General features: G+C 74.8%; 10 protein-coding genes. 3 read left to right on the forward strand and 7 right to left on the reverse strand.

Features of this window, described 5'->3' with window-relative positions; genetic code table 11:
• The first annotated feature begins 491 nt into the window (after nt 1–491).
• Nucleotides 492–1,787 carry a DNA/RNA non-specific endonuclease gene (locus J7W19_RS00620; RefSeq protein WP_233478040.1) on the forward strand — a complete coding sequence of 432 codons (1,296 nt, stop codon included), beginning with the start codon at nt 492–494 and terminating at the stop codon, nt 1,785–1,787.
• 68 nt (nt 1,788–1,855) lie between these two features.
• The gene (locus J7W19_RS00625) at nt 1,856–2,899 is read left to right on the forward strand and encodes a hypothetical protein (RefSeq protein ID WP_004940518.1); all 1,044 of its coding nucleotides are present in this window, start codon (nt 1,856–1,858) and stop codon (nt 2,897–2,899) included.
• 135 nt (nt 2,900–3,034) lie between these two features.
• Here the strand turns inward: J7W19_RS00625 and J7W19_RS00630 are convergent, their stop codons facing one another.
• Nucleotides 3,035–4,201, reverse strand: coding sequence for an ABC transporter substrate-binding protein (locus J7W19_RS00630; RefSeq protein ID WP_004940520.1), 1,167 nt, complete (start codon nt 4,199–4,201; stop codon nt 3,035–3,037).
• A 245-nt stretch (nt 4,202–4,446) separates the two neighbouring features.
• Here J7W19_RS00630 and J7W19_RS00635 point away from each other — a divergent pair, with 245 nt between their 5' ends.
• A complete protein-coding gene (locus J7W19_RS00635; protein ID WP_004940522.1) occupies nt 4,447–4,950 on the forward strand; it encodes a hypothetical protein in 504 nt (167 codons plus the stop codon).
• A 105-nt stretch (nt 4,951–5,055) separates the two neighbouring features.
• Here J7W19_RS00635 and J7W19_RS00640 read toward each other — a convergent pair whose 3' ends face one another.
• The 6 genes from J7W19_RS00640 to J7W19_RS00665 are packed head-to-tail and all read right to left on the reverse strand — an operon-like array spanning nt 5,056 to nt 20,022.
• Nucleotides 5,056–6,330, reverse strand: coding sequence for an Ig-like domain-containing protein (locus J7W19_RS00640; RefSeq protein ID WP_004940524.1), 1,275 nt, complete (start codon nt 6,328–6,330; stop codon nt 5,056–5,058).
• Nucleotides 6,331–6,364: 34 nt separating this feature from the next.
• Nucleotides 6,365–7,318, reverse strand: a complete 954-nt coding sequence (locus J7W19_RS00645; RefSeq protein WP_004940526.1) for a WD40 repeat domain-containing protein — start codon at nt 7,316–7,318, stop codon at nt 6,365–6,367.
• On the reverse strand, nt 7,315–9,039 hold the full coding sequence (locus J7W19_RS00650; protein ID WP_004940528.1) for a hypothetical protein: 1,725 nt from the start codon (nt 9,037–9,039) through the stop codon (nt 7,315–7,317). The genes J7W19_RS00645 and J7W19_RS00650 overlap by 4 nt, the downstream gene beginning before the upstream one ends.
• A 2-nt stretch (nt 9,040–9,041) precedes the next feature.
• The gene (locus J7W19_RS33350) at nt 9,042–13,712 is read right to left on the reverse strand and encodes a hypothetical protein (RefSeq protein ID WP_004940531.1); all 4,671 of its coding nucleotides are present in this window, start codon (nt 13,710–13,712) and stop codon (nt 9,042–9,044) included.
• The gene (locus J7W19_RS00660) at nt 13,709–17,344 is read right to left on the reverse strand and encodes a hypothetical protein (protein ID WP_004940534.1); all 3,636 of its coding nucleotides are present in this window, start codon (nt 17,342–17,344) and stop codon (nt 13,709–13,711) included. The genes J7W19_RS33350 and J7W19_RS00660 overlap by 4 nt, the downstream gene beginning before the upstream one ends.
• Complete coding sequence (locus J7W19_RS00665; RefSeq protein ID WP_004940536.1) at nt 17,341–20,022, reverse strand: DUF6603 domain-containing protein; 2,682 nt, start codon at nt 20,020–20,022, stop codon at nt 17,341–17,343. Before J7W19_RS00665 ends, J7W19_RS00660 begins: the two co-directional genes overlap by 4 nt.
• Between the last annotated feature and the right edge of the window lie 478 nt (nt 20,023–20,500).

Below are 20,500 nucleotides of genomic sequence, written 5' to 3' on the forward strand. Positions count from 1 at the left end.
CATCGCCGGCCCGGCGTGGCGCGGGGATCCGGCGGGGGCGGAACCTGCCTTCCGGTGACCCCGTTCGAGCCGGAGGCAGGCATTTCGATTGAGGAGACCATGTCAAGGACGGGTGGCCGGGCCCCTGTCACGCGCTATCACTGGTGCCGCACCTCGTGTCAGGAACACCGCCCTCCCAAGGAGAGGCAGGCCCTCCATGGCCTCGTCCGGTCGGCACGGAGCGTTCTCTCATGACCACGCCCGGAGGCGTTCTCCGGACCGGGCGCGGGTGCGAGCGCCGGAGACCCCCGTCGTCCCGCGGGCCGGACGCGTGGCGACACGGCACGACCACCTCACCAGCCTCACCCGCCGGCCTCCTGAGCCACCCTGCGGCTGAGGCCCGACCCCGCCCCGCAGCCGGCCCGCCCGGCAGCCGCGGCCGTTGAGGCCCTGGCACCTCCGAGGACGGGCACGGAATAGCACCGACCGGAAGACAGGAAGAGGGGACGAGCATGCCCATACCTGGTTTACGCCGCCGTCACAGAGGGCCGGACCGGAAGCCGAACCGGCTGCGCCGCGTCCTGTCCGGTGCGACGGTGGCCGCGACGGCGGCCGCCGTCGCCTTCGGCGGCACGGCGACGGCCGCCACCGCGCCCGCACCGCCCGCCGACCGCTCGGGCACCGTCACGAAGGGCCCGGCGGAACGCACCGTCACGTCCCCCATGACCACGGTGCGGGTGACCGGCCTGGTCGACGGGACCCCGGACCGCGCGGGCAAGGTCACCGTGCGGCTGGCCGACGGAAAGACCCTCGCCATCCCGGCGGCCGCCAAGGACGTCGTGCTGCGGCGCGCCGCCCAGCAGGCCAGGGCCCACGCCAAGGACTCGGGCGAGAGACCGTGCGGCGTCTCCTGGGTCAGGCTCAAGGAGAAGGCCGACCACCACCCGGTCGCCATGGAGACCGGGTTCGACCTGAACTCGCCGGCCACCGGCTACGAGTGGCTCGTCACCACCACGGGACCGAACGACTACGCGCAGAAGTTCAGCCAACACGGCAACCTCGCCCTGCGCGAGAGCTGGCAGGGCGGTGACAAGAGCGACAAGGACCAGGCCGACGGCTTCTACTCGGCCGCCGTCGACCCGGAGGTGTCGTACGTCCGGCTCCTGTCCGGCGAGTTGTGCCGCGACATGGGAGCGCACACCACGGTGCGCCTCACCGGACCGAAGGCCGCGTGCCTGAAGACCGTGTCGGCCAATTCCGGCGCCGGCTGGATCCTGAACAGCACCCAACCGGTCCCGCACCGCAACCGGACGGACCCGAGCAGCCCGGCCGGTACCCGGGCCACCGGGGCGCAGGCTTGCCTGCGGAACCCGCTCGGCACGGGCAGCGCGGCTTCGGGGGACATCACCGGCTGGCAGGACGCGCAGCAGTTCGTCGCCACGCACCCGCCCGCGGCCGCGATCGCCCGGTGCCACCTGATCGCCAACATCCTCGGCGGGAAGGGGCAGATCCTGGACGGCGGACAGGCCAACCTCGTCCCCTGCTGGCAGGTGGGGATGAACACCGGAACGCCCAGCATGCGGACCTACGAGAAGCAGGTGCAGGACCAGGTCGCGGACCCCGGCATGGGGCCGGACGACGCGGTCTTCTACCAGGTGACGCCCCTCTACCAGGACGGCGCCAGCACCATCCCCACGGGGGTCGTCATGAGCGCCAAGGTCCAGCGTGCGAACGGGACGGAGAGCCTGATGTTCACCACCAGCGTCCCCAACACGCAGGCCACCAGCGGACTCAACCTCGGAAACTGATCGGATCCGGCCCTCCGGCCGGAATCCGACCTCGCGATCCGGCCCGACGCGCACCCCAGGGAGCCGCAATGCCCGGAACGGGCCGAACCACCCCGCCGCGACCGGTCGACGTCACGGCCGTCCTCCCGCGGCTGGCTCCGCTGGCGCGCACGGCGACCCGGCTGCACCCGCGCCCCGGGTCGCCGTCACCGCACCACAGCTCGGTCGGCGGGCCACCGCTGTGGCCCGCCGGCGAACCGTGGCCGTACTGCGCCGGCCCGCACGTGCCGGACGGGAACCCGGCCACCTCGCCACAGGACGTGCGACTGGGCCGGCGCATCCGGGCGGCGGCGGAGAGCAGACCGCCGGGCCACCCCCGCTTCACCCCCGAGGAGACGGCGGTCCTCCGGCGGATCAGCGCCGGCCACCCATGGCCCGACGGCCCGGTCGCCATGCTGCCCGTGGCCCAGCTGTACGCACGCGACGTCCCCTCACTGCGCCCGCCCGGGCGGGCGGATCTGCTCCAGGTGCTGTGGTGCCCCTTCGACCACCCGCCGGAGCCCAAGCCCAGGACCGCGCTGTTCCGGCGGTCGGCCGCCGCCGTCACCGACGTCCTCACCACGCCTCCGGAGCCGGCCGTGGTCCAGTCAGGCGGCTACGTGCCGCGGCCGTGCCTGCTCGACCCGGAGCAGGTCACCGAGTACCCCGACCTCATGGAACTGGACGGGGAGTCGCGGGCGTTGCTGGGGAAGTGGAGCACGTGGCAGGCGGCGGGCGCCGCTCCGGACGCCTACTACGAGCCCGCCCCGCAGGAGTTCTACCGGAACGAGCTGTCCGTGGCTCCCGGCTGGAAGGCCGGCGGCTGGACGCGCTGGGGACTCACCGACCCCGTCCCCCGCGTCTGCCCCGCCTGCGGCACCGGGATGGCTCCTCTGCTGACCGTGGCCTCGGCCGAATGGGACGACAGCACCCGTAGTTGGAGCCCGTACGAGGAACCGGCCCCCACCCCACCGTCCACCGCCCGCCCGCAGGCCGCGACCCCGGCCATGGTCCAACTCGCCGGAGGCTACGACCTGCAGCTCTACACCTGCCCGGCGGCACCGGACCACCCGCATGTCGACCTGATCCAGTGAGGACCGCCGGGCCCGCCGTCGCAGGCCGTGTCCGCGCGCACACTCGCCGCCTCGGGACACGGCCGTACCGGCGGTCCGGCCGGACCGTCGCGGACCGGCCCCGACCGGTCGCCCGGGCGGGGCCGTCGGTACCGCCTAGCCCTGCGTGCCGGCCTGGTCCACCGGGTACAGCCCCAGCTTCCCCTCCGGGTCCGCCGGATCAGCGCCCTTCACATCACCCACGAAGAGGTTGATCTTCGCCTTGAAGCGGTCGAGCGCCGTGCGGTCGCCCATGAACTCGCCGAGGCCGAGCGGGTTCATGTTCGCGTAGTCGAAGATCCCCTTGCGGCCGGCCGGTGCGGGGACGTCCGTCCGGGCGCTCCAGCCGTACGACTTCTCCTGGTATCCCTTCGACAGGACCCAGCTCAGGTACAGCTTGGCCGCCGCCTTGTGCGGCGCGTCCTTCAGGATCGCGCCGGTCTGCGGCCAGGCGACCCACGGCGACTTCTCGGGGATGCTCGTCTTGGAGAGGCCGCCGGAGCTGCCGGAGCTGCCGAAGTTGGCGACGTAGCCGTCCTTGCCGACGGCCGCGGACGCGTCCGCCGTGCCGCGTACGAACTTGGGGTTCTGCGCCATGAGCTTCTTCAGGTAGCCCGTGCCGTACTTGTCGGTCAGCTGCTTGAAGTAGTACAGGACGGCGTCGTCGTCGTTCGGGTACGTGAAGACGAGCTTGTTCTTGAACTCGGGCTTCAGGAAGTCCTCGGCCTCGACGGGCGCCTTGTCGCCGAGCGTCGTGGCGGTGACGTTGGCGAAGCCGATGAAGAACAGGCCGGTGTAGTAGCCGTCCTTGTCCTTGATCTTGTCGTAGACCTTGTTCCAGCCCACCGGCTTGTACTTCTCCAGCGCGCCTTCCTTCTTCCAGCGCGGGAAGTCGTCCAGGGTCTGGAGGTGGACGACGTCGGCGACGACCTTGTGCTCGGCGATCTGCTGGTCGAGGCGCGCGTCGTGGTTCTTGCTGAAGTCGACGACCGTGTCGACCTTCATCTTCGGGAACTGCTTGAGGAAGGCGTTCTTGAGGTAGTCGGCCTGGCCCGGCTTGTCGCCGCCGGCGTAGACCACCAGCCGGCCACCCTCGGCGAGCGCCTCCTTGTACAGCTTCCGCAGCTGCGCGTCCTCGCTCGCCGTGGCGGACTTCGAGGTGCGCGAGGAGGCGGAGGCGGCGGAGGAAGAGGCGGACGGTGCGGCGGCGGCGACGGTGACGCCGCTCGCGGCGAGCACACCGAGGGTGGCGGCCGCGGCCCAGACCTTCCGGGTGGACTTCACGAGGACTCCTTATGGGGGGACACGTGTGGGGACGCGTACGGGATGCGATACGGCGAGCCCTCTCTTGAACTTTCAAGGACTTGCCTGCGCTCACCCTAGAACCAAGGTGCTTAAACTTTCAATAAACACCGGGCCTGCCCTGCGGACGGGTGGCCGGGAACGGCCCTGGGTCAGACGCCGGCCCGGTGGAATCATGGGCATGTCAAAGGCCGCGTCGGTCGATCCACACGCCTCCAGGGGGAATCATGCGGACACCCACCCGTATACGTACGGTCTCGGCCGCGCTCGCCGTCGCCGCGGCAAGCATCACCTTCACCACCGCCGGAACCGGGTCCGCCCACGCGGCAGGCTGCCCTGCGAACGGCCAGGTGCTCGGGGCCATCCAGAGCATCAAGGTGGGCTCGCAGACCATCGGCCAGTTCTACCTCGGATGGAACTGCAGCGGCGCCTACACCGAGGTCAACCTGTGGAACACCAACTACGTCAACAACTGGCGTTTCGGCCAGGTGGACGTGAAGTCCAGCTCGCACTACGCCGTGAACTCGAACAAGCCGGTACTGAACAACGGCTCGTACTGGTTCGACGCCGGGTACATCCCGGTGACCGGCGTGTCGAACACCCGTGAGTACAAGGGCAACTGGAACTTCACCGCCTATGGGCACTCGTGCTCCGGCCAGACCACCACGTGGAACTTCTCCTACGGCGGCCCGAGCAACACCGACAACAGTCCGTACTCGAACTGCAGCTGAACGCCCCGGCTGCGGCGCCGCGCCTACACCCTGGACGGCAAACGGGTCGTCAGCGGCTCCCCGCCGGTCCGCGACCCCGACCGGAAGCCTTAGGCAGCCTGCCGATCAGGCCCCCTCCCGCAGCCGCAGCGTCGTCGTGCACGGACGGTGCGCGTCGTCCCCCTCGTACGCGACGACGATCTCCCGGGTACCCGCCGGCACGGCCGCCGTGCGCAGGCTCGCCAGGCCGACCCCGTCCAGGAGGACCGTGCCGAGGGGCCGCCCGTCGGCCGTGAACGCCACCCTGCCGCGGGGCGGCGGCCCGCCGGGCACCGCGCGGGCGATCCGGACCGTGAGGCCGGCCGGGGGGCCTTCGGCCGCCGCTCGCGGTCCTTCGTCGCCGGCGCGGTACGAGCGGGCACCCGCCGGGTCGGCGGCCGGCGTGCCGTCGCGCCCGACGCGGAAGCCGCTGCACACGCCGTAGGCGGTGCGTGGCTGGTAGCCCTTCGCCGGGACGAGGACGGCGGCCAGTTCACGGGGTGGGCGGGGCGCCGGGTCCGGCAGCCCTTCGAGGCCGAGGATGTCGCTGTCGGCGCCGGCCGCGCTCAGCACCACCGGGAACCCGCCCACGACGAGCGTCCCCGTGCCGCGTCCGCTCAGGAACCGGTCGCACGACGCGTCGTAGTCGACCGTGCCGTCCGGGCGGACCGTGTACGAGAAGTCGGCCGCCACACCGGGACCGGCGAGGAAGACGTACCCGGCGGCCGGCAGCAGGGTGAGCCGGTGCACGGTGTCCGGCGGCAGGAAGGTGCCGGCGCCGACCGGCAGCAGTCCGTGGGAGAGTCCGCGCCCGTCGACGGTGACGGTGCGCCCCCGGACGGTCAGGACGCCGCCGACGGCCGAGGCGAACCCGGCCGACTCCGAGGCGGGCGTGACCCCGCCGTCGAGGGTGACGGAGAAGGCGAGTTCCCCGTCGGCGGTGCCCGCCTCGACCCGCAACCGGTACCCGGAGGCGGGCAGCAGCCGCAGCGCGTGCGTCCGGTCCGGGGAGAGCGGAGCCGCGCCCGGCAGGTCGGGAGCGAGCGGGTGGTCCAGACTCCGGGCGTCGACGACGACCGGCGCGCCGCGTACGGTCAGCCGGCGGCCGCCGCGACCGCCGAGGAAGGCGTCGTACTCCGGCGCGAAGGCCAGGGTGCCGTCCTCGTGCACGTCGAAGGCGACAGCGGCCGTCGTGCCGTCGCCGAGCCGAAGCCGGTAGCCCGTGCCGGCGGGCAGCCGTACCTCGGGCGGCGGATCGGCCGAACCGTCGACGAACGCGACGCCCCCGCCCTCGTTCCCGGGCCCCTGGACGGCGACGAGGGGATACGTCAGCTGCGCGGTGTCGATGGTGATGGCGGGCATCGGTGCTCCCGGGGGGAGAGGGGGGAGAAGCGGGTCAGAAGGGCGTGCTGCCGTGCAGTTCCAGGCGGGGCACCGGCTCGATCCGGGTGTCCGTCCTGGCCGGCCGGAGCGGTACCCCGGTGATCCGCTCCCAGCGCAGGACGATCGTGTCCCAGCCGGCCGTGACCAGCTCGGTCTCGTCAGGGGTCGTCGCCATGGCCCACACGACGTCGTAGTGGGCCGGGAGGACCGGCCCGACGGGCTGGCCGCCCGCGTCCCACCGGTGCACGGTGCCGTCGGCGCAGCCGGCGGTGATCTCACCGTCCCCGGTCAGCACCAGCGACCGTACCGGCGAGCCCGTCACCAGCGGCCCGCCGGCCTGCCGCCCCAGGTCGCGGTCCCAGCGGCGGACGGTGCCGTCGCGGCCGCCGGAGACGAACCGCCGCCCAGTGGAGCCCGCCGCGAGCACCTGGACGGGTCCGCTGTGGCCGAGCAGCGGCGCCCCGACGGGGGCGCCCGACGTCCGGTTCCAGCGGCGGACGGTGCCGTCCACGCCGCCCGAGACGATCTCCTCGTCGTCGGGGGTGACGGCCACCGCCTGTACGGAGCCGGTGTGTCCGCGCAGCGGTTCGGCGAGGGAGGCCCCGGTCGAGCGCTCCCAGCGGCGGACGGTGCCGTCCTGGGAGGCGGAGACGATCTCGCCCCCGTCGCGGGTGCGGGCCACGGCCAGCGCCGGGCCCTCGTGGGCGGGGATCGGCGTGCTCAGGGACTGCCCGCTCGCCCGGTCCCAGCGGCCCACGGTGCCGTCGCTGCACGCGGTGACGGCCTCCCGGCCGTCGGGTGTCAGCACCATGCCCCAGATCGTCCGCTGCGTCAGGGTCACCGGAGGGGACAGGGGCGTTTCGTGCCTCCGGTCCCAGCGGTAGAGCCGTCCGTAGAAGTCCGTCGCGACGATCTCCGCCGCGTCGGGGGTGACGGTCACCGCCGACGCGTACAGGTTCGCCTTCATCCCGTCCCCCCGGGCGGTACGGCTCCGTCGAACGCGAGCGCGCTGGACGCCTCGCCCCGGCCGGCGCCGACCCGGCGGCCCACCCAGGAGCGGACCGTGCCGTCCTCGTCGCGCGCGACCACCGGCACGCGGCGGGCCGTCACGCCCGAGCGGGGTACCTCCTCGTCGCGGAAGAACACCCGTGGAACCTCCGGTTCCAGGATCCGGCCGGCCGCCTTGAGCTGGGGCAGCCGGTCGCCGTTCGGTCCGAAACGGGGGATCTGTCCGCGCCTCAGACACACCGCCGCCGAGTCCGGCGCCAGGGGCACCGGAACCAACGGGATCCAGTGCGCGGGGACGGCGGTGACCAGCCGGTAGGCGAGCGCCGCCGGGTCGGTCGGCGCCACCTGGGGGTCGTCGTCCGATGGTTCGTCGCCGCGGGCCCGCGCCCGGCCGGTGGCGCTCGGCACGATCCGTTCGATGGCGAACGCCAGGTTGGCCATCTCGTCGCGGGCGAAGAGCACCTCCTCCACGGGGGCGCCCTCGACGCGGGCCGAGGCCGTGGGCAGCAGCGGCAGCAACGGCGGTCCGGGCTTGCCGCCGTGGACGTCGGTCAGCCGGAACACCGACCAGTGGCGGTCCTCGACCGGGTCCACGGCCGTCTCGCCCCCGAAGGTGTCGACGACCGTGAGGCCGGTGAGGCGGTGCAGCGCGCCCGTGGCCAGCTCGACCGGGATCATCCAGTGGTCGTTGCCGTAGAGGTTCGCGAACTCGACGACCAGCAGCCGGGCCAGGTCCGGAGCGCCCGCCCCGATGGCGGGCAGGTTGACCGTCGCGTCCTCGAACTCCCACCAGCGCTCGGCCGGCATGCCCGGATACGTCACCCGGGTGGGCAGCACCTGCGCGGACTGGGAACCGACCGGGGCGGGCAGCGGTGTCGTACCGGCGTCGAGGTCGAACTCGTACGCCTCGGCGGTGCCCCCGGTGTACTCGGGCGCCGACAGGGTGACCGGCCGGCCGCCCGGCGCCGCCGTGACCGCGAAGCGGTGTTCGAGCCGCTCGCGTACCCAGCTCGACGGCACCGGCGGCTGGTGGCGTCCCTTGAACCACTCCAGCCACTGCTGCGCCGCCTGGTCGAAGGCGGTCCGCTGCGCCCCGGTGAGGTCGGGCGGGTGCCAGCCGCTGCCCAGGAGTCCGGCGAGCGCGACCCCGTCGGGTGCCCGGTGGGCGAGCACCGCGCGCAGGGCCTGGCCACCGGGGTCGCGGCGCAGCGGATCCTTCTCCGGGTCCGCGGGCAGCGCGGGCAGCGGTGCCTTGGCGAGCACCGCTTCGTCGACGGCGTCCAGCGCGGCGGTCAGGGCGGGCTGGGTGCGCAGGGTGTCGAGGAAGCGCCGGCCGGCCCGGGCGGCGGCGCGCAGCGGCAGGTCCCGGAGGGCGTCGGCGGGTGCGGCTCCGGCCTCCGCCAGGTACTCCAGCGGCACGCCCTTCGGCAGCGGGACGGCCGCCGCGCCGCCGCCCGCGCGGAACGCGTCGAGCGGGGTGGTCTCGGTGCCGATGCGGCACCAGACCGGTGAGCCGGAGTCCTCGCCCGCGAACTCGGCCGTCTGCCACTGCCGGGCGAGGAGGAAGAGCGGGTCGGCCACCCGCGCCGCGAGGGCCTCGTCGAGCTGACCGCCGGTGCCGTACGGCCGGACCGCCGGCTCCAGGCGGTGGAACTGGCCGAAGGCCATGACGTCGAACATCGTCAGGACTCCTTCTCGATCAGCCGCTTCATGATGTCGGCCAGGTCCGTCCGCTTCATCAGGTCCTTCACGTGCACGCTGGGTTCCGTCCCCATCGCCGACTCCGGCAGATAGGCGGCGGGCAGGTAGCGGCCCAGCCAGCCCAGCGCGTCCAGGTCCACCAGGCGCAGTTTCGCGAGGTCGAGCGCCTCGCCGATGGTGGCGGCGAGCACGTCGGGGGTCCACGGCGCGCCGACCGCCGGGGGCACGGCGAGGAGGACGGCCTGCGGGGCCCGCGCACCGGGCGCGTCGAAGTGGAAGGTGGCGCCCGCCGTGTGCCGTTGCGCGGGGATCAGCTCCGACCAGGCGTCGACGACGAGGACGGCGGCGGTGCCCGTGGCGAGCGGCCGGTCCGGTCCGTACACCACGAGCCCGGTGGCCGGCTTGTCCTCGTCCTCGGGCGTGCGCCGGGCGCCCACCCAGCGGTCCTTCGGCGCGAACGGTGTCTGGCCGATCCGTACGGTGTGGCCGCCGCCGGTGGCCGCGGCCCCGGTGTGCAGCAGCAGGTCCGCCAGGGCGCCGGTGCCGGGCCGGACCGTGCCCATCAGGTCCACCCAGTCCCCCGGCACCAGCCGGGAGTCGCCGCCTCGTTCCAGGCCGGTGCCGAACGAGGCGTCGAGCCTCGCCGCGTCGGGCGGCGCCACCAGGCCCACGGCGCGGAAGCCGGAGCCGAAGACCGCCTCCAGGACGGCGCTGTCGGCCCGCGGCCCGGCCGGCGCCGCCGCCTCGTCCGCCCGCGCCAGCCGGGCCCGGGCCTCGCGCAGCGCGGCGGCCAGCTGGTCGGCCCGCTCCTCGGGGGAGGCGGCCGGCGGTCCGGTCACGCCGAACGCGGCGAGCGCGTCCGGGTCCTTGTCGGTCACGGCCGTCAGCAGGCCGGCCCGGGCCTGCTCCGCCCGGGCGTGCAGTTCCGGGTCCGCGGCCGGCGTCGGCGCGGTGTACGTGTGGGCCAGGTCGGCCGCGGTGCCGGGCCGGCCGGAGGCGAGCACCTGGGCGACCGCCGCGCCGAGCGCCTCCACCTGGAGGATGTCCAGGGTCGTCCGCGACCAGCCGGCGCCCCGGTCGGTGAGCGGCACGGGGACGGCGTCGGCGGGCACGCCGGACGGCCGTTGCGGGAGGAGCGCGGTGGCGAGCACCGCCCGCAGCCGGCCGCCCGCCGCCAGGGCCACCACGTCGAGCGCGCAGTGCACGGTGAGCGGCCAGGCGTGCTCGGTGACCGTGGCCGCGCCCGGCGCGTACTCCTGACCCGGCCGCAGCCAGGCGACCCGGAGCCGGATCCGGTCGGTGGTGCCCAGCTGGTGTCCGGCCCAGGTGTCGAGGCGCGGCTCGGCGCTCGCCCGCGGCCGTGCGATCTGCCGGTCGCCGTCCCAGCCCGTGGCGCGCGGCGTCCCGTCCGGCACCACGACGAGGACCCGGTGGCTCACCGGGACGCCCCGGCGCGGTGTGTCGAGCACCTGGGGCCGCGGCGGCGCCTGTCCGCCGGCGGCGAGCGACTCCAGGGTGGCGCCGGCCCGGTCCGGGTTTCCCTGGGTCAGCTGGTGGACGCTCTCGGCGAGCAGCAGGTCGCCGACGGCGTCGAGGTCGTCGCGCAGTGCCTCGAGAGCCCCCCGTACGGCCTGTTCCTCCGGGCCGGTCATCGGCGGGGTGCCCGAGGCGGCCCGCAGGTACGCGATGACCTCGTCATCGGGCACGTCGGCGAGCCGCGCGCCGTCCGTGACGTCGTGGGCGCCGATGAACTCCTGGGCTCCGGTGCCCGGGTGCTGCGCGGTCTGCACCGACCACTTGGCGCGCAGCGGGGCGACGAAGCGGTCGAGGACCAGTGTGGAGCCGGGCGCCTCGCCCTCGTCGTGCAGCCGGCGCTCCAGCCGGTAGCCGAGCAGCGCCCCGAACGGCTGCCCCTGGGAGATCCCGTCGAGGACGGCCATGGCCACCCGCATCCGCCGCGAGGAGAGGTCCACCGCGAAGGCGCCGGGGTCGGTGGGGTGCGACAGGGCGCCGCTGCGCAGGATGGCGGCGGTGGCCGCCTGGGGCGGGGAGGGTGCGAGGATCCAGCCCCGGCTGAGCGGGTCCGAGCGCGGCGAGAGGTTCTCCACCCAGCCGTAGGCGCCCAGTTGCACGCCGGCCGGCCGCCGGGCGCGCAGCGCGGTGAGCCGGGCGGTGGCCAGGGAGCCGATCCAGGCGTCGAGCCGGTGGGAGACCAGGTCGAGGCATTCGCCGAGCAGCCGCTCCAGGGGGCCGAAGGCGTCCTTTCGGGCGTCCCAGTCCTTCACCCGTCCGGCGAGGTACTGCAGGGCCGCGTCGATCTCCGCGAGCCGCAGGCTCCAGGGGCGTTCGGTGCCGATCGGGGTGAGGACGCCCCGGTTCCGCGTCACCGCCTTGAAGACCTGGTCGGCCATGGCCGTCCGGGCGTTCTGGATGGTCTCGAACACCGTGGGGACCGCGGCGGCTTCCGTTCCGGCGCCGGCCGCGGCGGCCGTGGGCGTCGGCAGCCCCATGATCGTGCCTAGGGTGAAGGGCTTCGCCTTCAGGCCGGACTCGGCGAGGGTGCTCGCCTTGCGCTCCGGGTTGAACAGCACCTGGGCGAACCTCAACCGGGCCCGGACCTCCTCCGGGTCCTTGACCCCGGCGGCGGCCCGGCCGTACTCCAGGTTGGCGGTGTGCTTCAGCAGCGCCTCCAGGAGGGTGCGGGCCTCCTGGTTGCCGACGACCAGCGCGAGCGTGTCGAAGCGGTTGACGACCCCGTTCAGGAAGTCCGTCAGCGCCGCGACCGGGTCCTGGCCCTCGGGCAGGTTCGGCCGGACGTACGGCAGCCAGAGCCGGGTGGCCGCGCCGTTGACGTGGTGGCTGATCCGCGGCCGGTAGGTGATGCCCAGCGCCTCGTCGAGGGCTCTGGACTGCATGTCCTCGGGGGTGTCGGCCATGCAGAAGCCGGTGGTGGTGAAGTCGAGGCCGGCCAGGCCGAGTCCGATGTCCTTGAAGCAGGCGAGCAGCCCGCCCTGGACGGCCCGTACCGACACGGTCCGCGACACCGGGGCCATGCCCAGGGCGCGCAGGACGTCCCGCTCGGGCTTGGCGAGCTGGAGGGTCTCCCCCGGCTGGTCGGGGCCGCCGACCCGGGGCAGGGTGCCGACGCCCGCCTCCCAGAACGGGCGCAGCACGCCGAGCACCCGGTGGAGCCCCGTGAGGCCCGGCGGCTCGTGCTCGTCCGCCTGCCAGCGCGCGGTGGCGGTGACGGGCAGCAGGCCGTACGGCTGTCTGCCGACGCGCAGCACCGGCAGCGGGCCGCGGGCCCGGACGTTCTCGATGTAGTGGCGGCGCAACCAGCCCCGGTCGACGGGGAGTTCGGTGCCGCCCTGGTCGCTCTCCAGGAGTTCGTCGAGGTAGAAGTCGCCGGTGGCGCTCCACAGGGCGATCTGGAGGGCGCGGGCGTCGGCCTGTTCCGGCTCCTGCCCGCCGGGCAGTGCCGCGAGGGGCCCGGCGGGCACGCCGAGCGCGGCGGCGGTGCGGGCACTGTTCGCCCACGGGTCGGGGTCGGGGGCGGGGGTGGCTCCGAGCAGCCGGTCGACGTCGGGAGGGGCGGGCGCGGCGCGTTCGTCACCGGGCAGGTTGTTGGTCGCCGTGCCCTGGGGGACGAAGGCGGCCTCGCCGTCCCCGTCGTGCCCCGCCAGCAGCCGGGCGAGCCGGTCGGCGGACGCCTCGGGGGTGAGAGTCGCGGACACGCCGAAGGCGACGACCCGGGTGAGCAGGGGCTCCCGGTTCCGGTCGTACCCCAGGGCAGCGCGGAGGGGGACGGTGACGGCGAGCCCGTCGGCCTCGGCTTCCTGGTACTCCGTCAGCCAGCGCAGCCCCGGGTCGAGGGGCGAGTCGGCCGCCGCGGGGACGGCGTCCGGGTCGGGGCCCATCTGGACCGTGTCGGGGACCGGCTTGCCCGGCTCCTCGCCGACCAGCGTGTCGCCCTGGTAGGCGCGTACGACGAACTGGTCCGGCAGGGTGGAGGCGGTGGCCGCCCGGTTCCAGCCCCGGCCGCGGACGGGCACGGCCGGCCAGTCCGGCTCCGGCACCGGGTCGGTGCCGGGCACCGGCGCCGCCGGCCGGGTGTCCGCCGTCGGGGTGAGCAGCCGGACGAGCCAACGCGCCCGTTCGGCTCCGAGCGTCCCGGTCAGCTGTCCCCAGGCGGCGAGCAGCAGCCGGGCGCGGTCGCCGTCGGCGTTCTCGGTACGGCCGGCCCGCCACACGGTCCGCCAGTAGCGGCGGCCTTCCTGGACCTCGGCGTCCGTGGGGAGGGGTTCGTGGGAGTCGACGTGGATGTCGTCGGGGAAGATCCGGACCAGCAGGGTGTCCGTCGTGGTCCCGTCCCCCGCCGGCGGGTGCGTCCCCTCGCCTCCGGCGGCGAGCCGCAGCCTGGTCTCCAGCCGTACGGGCAGGAGGGCGAGCGGCACCTCGGGGTCGAGCCCGGCCAGCAGCGGGGCGAACCCCTGGCCGACGACGGCGCGCACCTCCGCGTCCAGGGTCCGCCGGGCCGTTCGCAGCCGGTCGAAGGCGGCCCGCCGGTCGTCCGCGGTGGCCTGGGCGCCGAGCAGCGCGCGGTGCTGCTCGGCCTCGGCCACCGCCCGGCGCAGGGCGCCGAGTTCTCTCATCGGTCGTTCTCCTCGGGATGCAGCAGCCGGTCGGCGGGCATGACGACCCTGACGGGCTGCTGGAAACACTGCCGGGCGGTCCCGGCGGCGCTGGTGCCCCAGACGAGGCCGTCGTAGGCGACGTTGGGGCGCACGGTCCCCGGGGCGTGGGTGGCGGCCTGGTACGCCGCCTCGGAGTCGAAGAGGTGCGTCCAGCTGAGGTTGTTCCAGTCGTCCGCCGTGTCCCCGGGCGTGTTCGGCGCCTGGTAGGCGGATCCCCAGCCGAGGTGGGGGTCCGGGTCGTCGAGGCCGAACCGGGGCTCGGTCGGCTGCTCGGCGATCACGAAGCACCAGGGGGACGCCGTGAGGTCGGTCTCGGTGAGGTCGAATCCCAGCATGGCGGTGTCGGGGTCCAGGCCGCCGCGGAAGATCGGGTGCCGGGCGTGGTCCTCGTCGGGGTCGCTGCCGTTCAGCGGGGCCGCGTAGATGATCGCGCCGGGGTAGCGGCGCAGCAGCGCGCTGCGCAGCACGAGGACGACCCGGTCGGGCGGGGCGGTCAGGTGGGCTCCCAGCGGCAGGCCGAGCTGCCAGGTGTGCAGCGGCGGCAGGTCCGTTCCGTACCCCCAGAACGAGGCGAAGTACGTGCCGCGCTGGTCGGTGGGGTAGGCGCGCCAGCGCAGTTCGCGGGCGAACTCGTGGTTGAGGCCCACCATGTACGCGGCGACGAAGGGCGCGTTGGTGAGCGCGAGCACCGCCGTGTCCGCCGGTACGTGCTCCAGCCCGCCGAACATCCACTCGCGGGACTGGCCTGACAAGGGGGGCCACATGGCGTCGGTGAAGACCGGCGCCCACTGCACCGGGGTCTGCGGATCGCCGCCGTCCGGCGGGTCCACCCGCGCCGCGACGGCGGCGGGCACGGTGACCGCCGGATCGGTCAGCCCCACGATCAGCTGCCCGTTCTGCTGGGCGGGGAAGGGGTCCCGGGTCGGGACCGGTGGCGCGTCCGACGGTTTGAGGGAACGGTCGTGGGCGGAGACGACCATGTCCCTGAGGTCCTCGGGCCGGGCGCCGACGACGACCGGGACGGGCAGCTGGTCCTGTTGCTCGACGAGGACGCCCGGGTCGGTGAAGACGCCGAGGCCGAGCGGGTGGGCGTCCCCCCACTGGTCGACGAGGCCCTGGAGGACGCCGGTGTCCCAGGGGGCCTGGTCGCCCCCGGGGCCGTCGCCGGTGATCCGGAGGTCGCCGTGGCAGTCCGCCCACCACACGCCGGTCTTGTTGTCCGTGTTCCAGTCCCAGGTGCCCGGGCAGGTGCCCTGGAACGTGCCGTGGCGGAGGGCGGACCGCCAGGTTCCGGTGAAGACGCCGTCGGAGTCGTTGTCGTTCTCCCGCCAGGTGCCGGTGCAGGCGCCGCGCCAGGTCCCGTTCTCCGTTTCGGTCTCCCAGGTCCCGGTGAAGAGGGCGAGCCAGGTGTAGTCCGTGCCGCCCGCGGGGGGCCTGCCGCTCCAGGTTCCGACGAAGTCGCCCTTCCAGCGGCCCGACCGGCCGGCTCCGAGGTTCCAGGTGCCGTGGCAGGCGCCCTTCCAGTTCCCCGCGGCGTCCCCGTGGGCGACGGAGTCCCACGGTCCGATCCACTGGCCGGCGAAGCCGCCCCGCGGCGCGCCGGGGGCGGTCCGCTCGGTGAAGAGGCCGAGTCCGGCCGCGCCGGTCCGGCCGCTGGGGAAGACGAGATCGCCCTCCGGCGTCACCGCGGTGCGGGCCAGGAAGTCCGCCGGGGCCTCGGCCTCGGGCAGGTCCGGGATGCGGAACGCGCGGTTGAGCGCGGTCGCGGGCACCGGCGGGGTGGCGGCGAGTTGTTCGGTGGTCACCCGCCGTTTGAGGGAACGCCCCGCCGCGTCGGCCGCGACCTGCTTCCAGGCGTCCGAAGCCCCGTCCAGGGGCGCGAAGACCTTCCGCACGGCCTCCAGCCGCTCGGCGGCCACGACCCGCTCGGGCGGGACGGCGAAGCACACCGCGCCGTCCGGGTCGCGCGGGGTGACGGCGAGCCCGGTGGGGGACGCGGCGACGGCGGTCAGCACACCGGCGAAGGGCGGTGGCCGCGACGCGTCCCGCTCGTCCGCCGTCGCGACGGGTCCGGCCGTCCCCACCGGGTCCGCCGTCTCCACCGTCCCCACAGCCCTCGCCGACCTCATCGGCTTCGCCGGGTCCACCGGCACCGCCGCGGCCCCCGAGACGAGCGCCACCCGGCGGCTGAGCACCCCCATGGGGCGCACCGCGCGGAAGAAGGCGGTGGTGGCCATCGCGTTGGGGAGCGGGCTCGACCGGATCGACGACCAGAGAGTGGTGTCCGCGGCCAGCGGGAGACGGCTCTGCGACGGGGTGACCAGGCGCAGCACCTCGTCGGCGGAGAGCGGGGTGACGTGCCTCAGGTGCAGCCGGCCGGCGACCAGACGTGCGAACCGGCCCAGGTCGACGACCCTGTTCGCCGCCCGGACGTCGGCGAGCTGCCGCCACGCCGAGGCCATGAGGTCTTCCTGTTCGGCCTGCACGGCGCGGGCGCCGAGCCCGGCCGCGACCCGCCAGCGCGGGTCGAGGTTGAGGATGTCGAGCCAGCCCTGCGACGTGGGATCGGCCCGTTTGCGCAGCGCGTGGAAGCCGCCGTACAGCGGGGGCAGGACATCGGGGTCCTCGTCGCCCGAGCCGTCGCCGATCGGCGCGATCGCGTCGGCGAGCCGCTGCCGCCACCGCGCGCTCTGGGGGCCGGTGGGCCAGGCGGCCTCGACCGGGGCGCCGGGTGCGCGCAGCGCGCTCTCCACCTCCTGGACGACGGAGCCCGGGCCCTCCGCGAACAGCCCGGGGCGGCTGATGTCGAGGGGCCTGCGGCCCGCTTGGGCGGGCAGCGGGCGGGCCCGCAGCCGGTCGGCCAGCGTCTCGAAGTCGCCGGCCTCGGCGGTGGCGAACGTCCAGGAGAAGTAGACCGGCAGATCGCGTGTCTCGGTGCCGGTGCCCCAGGCGGGTGCCAGGCCCGCGCCGTCCAGGGGCTGTTCGAGGCCGGCCAGTCGCCCGGCCTCGAAGGCGGGGACGAGGCAGGCGGTGTAGGTGGTGTACGGCAGCAGGCGGCGCGGGCAGAGCAGCCGGGACACGGACCGCCGGGGGTCGGTCTCGTGGCCCGGCAGGGTCTGGGCGTGCGCCCAGAGGTGGAGGGTCGCCGGGTCGGGCAGTTCGCCGCCCTCGACGCGGAGCACCGGCAGCCGGGCACCGGGGACGCGCTCGGGCCGCCCCTTCGAGAGAGGTACGCAGACCAGGGCGAGCCAGGGGCGGAGGTGGCCCGAGGGACCGGGCGTCAGCGGGGTGAACAGCCAGGGGTGTTCGGTCCGTTCGAACTCCACGAGCGGGAAGCGGGTGGTCTCCGCGTCCGGTGTGCCGGGGAGCGGGAAGATCCGCACGATCTCGTTGGGTTCGATCGCCCTGACGTCACCGGGTCCGTACAGCCGGAGCGCCGGGACCGGCACCGAGCGCCCCGTGCCGCCGTTCACGGAGGCGGTGGCCGCGAGCGCGCCCCGGACCGGCGTGGTGCGGACCAGGTCGTCGGGGTCGGTCAGGGAGGCGGCGGCGCCGGACCGGTCCCAGGACGCGAAGGTGTACGTGGTCACGGCCTCACCTCGTATGCGGGCACGACCTGGTGCAGCGCGGACCGGCCCGACACGGTCCTCAGCTGGGCGGTTGCTTCGGTGAAGGTGTTCGTCCGCGCGAATCCGGCCTCCTTGAGGGTGCCGGTCGGGACGATGGCGTACGAGCGGTCCTTGAGGACCGGTTTGTCCGGTGTGGTGATCGGTGGGGAGACGTAGCGTTCGCGCAGCTCGTGCACGAGGCTGCGGCCCACCGCCCCGAAGGGCAGCGCGGCGAGGAAGGCCGCGTCGGTGATCCGCCAGGGGGGTTTCGGGGTGCTGACGGGACCGCCGAGCCACTTGGTCTCGTACTCCACCGGCACGGAGTAGGCGGGGGCGGTGACCGCGGGGGCGGGCGGCGTCAGTTCGCTGCCGGAGCGGAACTGTTCGAAGGCCGGCTGGGTGAGCTTCTCGTCGTCCGTGAGGTCGAAGAAGTCGGCGCGCGCGAAGTCCGCCGTGACCGGCTGCGCGGTGCCCGCGCCGCCGGCGAACGTCACGGTGACGTCGAAGGCGGTCGGCCGCGGCAGCCGGCCCGGCCCGTACTTGGCCACCTCGATGCCCAGTGGGACGATGCGCTGGCTGAACCGCGGCCGGCCCAGCGGGTGCAGCAGCCGCCCGCCGGCCGCGTCGTCGGCGCCCAGCGACGCCATCGTGCGCACCCCGTCCGGCAGGACCGGTTCCCAGTTGCGCGGGTCGTCCAGGGCCTGTTCCAGGAGCCGGCGGACGTCGGGGAGCGGCGGGAGGTCGGTCTCCCCGGAGCAGTCCCAGCGCTCGTCGAAGGGGAAGCTGACGTCGAAGAAGAGGAAGGAGACGCCGGCCCGGCCGGCGACGTGCCAGCAGGGTGTCGGCCCGTCCACGTGGACGCGCAGCCCGAGCGAGCACAGCGTCTTGGAGGCGAAGCGCAGTTCGAAGGAGCCGCTGAGGTCGAGCTGGACGCCGAAGCTGGGTTCCCAGCGCACCAGCGCGTCGAAGGTCAGCCGTCCGGTGACGCCGGTACCGCGGGAGCCGATCACGGCGGACAGCTCGGCGCCCGCCTGCACGGTGCCGGGGGTGAGCGCGAAGTAGCCGGAGAACACGATGTGCAGCAGCGGGCTGTCCGCGATCGCGATGGTGAGGCGCTTCGGCGTCGGGAAGCCGTCGGGCGGGGTGAAGCGGGGGTGGAAGCCCCCGGCGCTGAGGACGAAGGTCGCGTCCTGTCCGCTCTTCACGCGCAGGGCGAGACCGCCCGCGATCGAGGCGGTGAGGAGCCGGGACCCGGCCAGGTCGGCGACGATCTCGACCAGGCCGTTGGCGGCGTCGACGACGCCCGCGACCGAGGCCCGCAGGTCGAGGACGGGCGCCTGGGGAGCGGGCAGGGCGACGCGCAGCCGTCCGAGGATGCCCACCACACCGCCGGGCAGTTCGAGCACCACCCCGATGTCGGCGGTGAGGAACGAGACCGGGCGGCCCCAGCCGATCCGGAACATGGGGCCCACGACGGTGCTGCCGGGGCGGGCCGGGAAGACCGCGCCCAGTTCGGCCAGGACGCGGGGCGCCGCGGCGACCGGGTCGGCGGGGAACAGCAGGTCGTCGACGTGCCCGGCCTGGACGACCTGGGCGAGGCCGGCCCGGTCGAGCGCGCGGCCGACGCCGACGATGCCGCCGACGGCGTTGAGGGTGACGGCGAGGCCCAGTTCGATGGGCGGGGTGAACAGGGCGCTCAGGACGACGAGGACCGACACCGGGCGGGTGTCCAGGATCCCGAAGGCCCGTACTTCGACGATGCCCAGGCTGAGCGAGAGCGCTCCCTCGTACCGGCCGTCGTGTGCGGCGAGGAAGCCGCCGCCCTTTGCCGGGCCGACGGCGAGGGCGAGTCCGAAGCCCGTCGGCATGACGGGGGTCGCCGTGAACCCCCCGCCGCTCGGGCGGACTTCGAGGCCGGCCCCGTCGACGGTCGCCTCGCCGATGCCGAGGAGCGAGGCGCGGAAGGAGGTGTCGAGCCGGAGCCCGCCGTCCCTGACCGAGACGTGCAGCGCGGGCGCGCGCAGCACGGACGGCACCTGGTTCAGGGGGATCGCGACGCCTTTGCCGGCGGCGCCGCCTTCGAGGCGCAGTCCGTTCTTGTCGAGCCGGACTCCCAGCCTGCCCTTGACGGCGAGGCCGCCGGGGACGAGCAGTCCCAGCAGGTCGTCCCCGGTGAGCGTCAGGGCGATGCCGTCGGCGCGGAAGGCGAGGGAGCAGTCGTCGGGCGTGGCCGAGGGCAGGGAGAGGACGAGGCTGATCCCGTCGCGCACGGCCAGGCCGGGTACCAGGGAGAGGGCGCCGGTCAGGTCGAACGAGAGGTTGATCGTCGGAGGCAGGGCCGTGACGGCCGGCACGGGCACGGGGCCGGGGCCCACCGTGAGGACGTCCTTGATGGCCAGCTGCCATCCTGGCGGTGCCTGCCCGACCGCCGTCCGCAGCAGCTCGACGAGGACGGACCACACGTCGCCGTGGGACCCGGCGTCCGGCAGGGCCAGCCGTACGAGCAGCGCGTCCGGGGTCAGCGCGCCCCCCGGCAGGCCGAGGCCCTGCGCGAGCCGTTGTCTGCGGGTGGCGTCGTCGGGGAGGCCGGCGAGGAGGGGGAGGACCGGGTCGAGGCCCGCCCGGAGCTGGGCCGCCAGTTGTGGCAGCGGGGTCGTCATCAGCGGGCCGCGAGGAGAGGGGCGAGGGGGGTGAGAGGAGTGAGGGGAGCGTTCATCTGCTCGTCGCCGTTCTCCGTCCGGTGCCGGGAACGCTGCCGCTGCCGCTGCCACCGAGACGGATGGGGATCGGGAACGCGTCGACGCTAACGCCGCCCGGGGAGCGGGGCACGGCCGCGGGCCGCGGAACAGCGCCGGTCCGGTGCGGAATTCACCCGGCCGGAACAGCGGCGGCCCCCGGCCCGGGGCGGGCTCGGGACGTCGCCCCTCGTACCCCGTCGTCCTCCGTCCGGGGATCCCTCCCCCGGTCCACCCCCGGGTGCCGTACGCGACGGGGACGGTACGGGTGGGCGCGGCGCGGCCTCGGCAGCCGGTGGGCGAGCCGGGGGTGCTCTCTTCGGTCTGCCGACCGCCGGCTGCGGGCCAGGGGTGGGCACCGGAGCGGGTGCCGTGGTCGGCCACCGTTCTGGGCGTACGGACG

The organism is Streptomyces mobaraensis NBRC 13819 = DSM 40847, from assembly GCF_017916255.1.
GTDB lineage: Bacteria > Actinomycetota > Actinomycetes > Streptomycetales > Streptomycetaceae > Streptomyces > Streptomyces mobaraensis.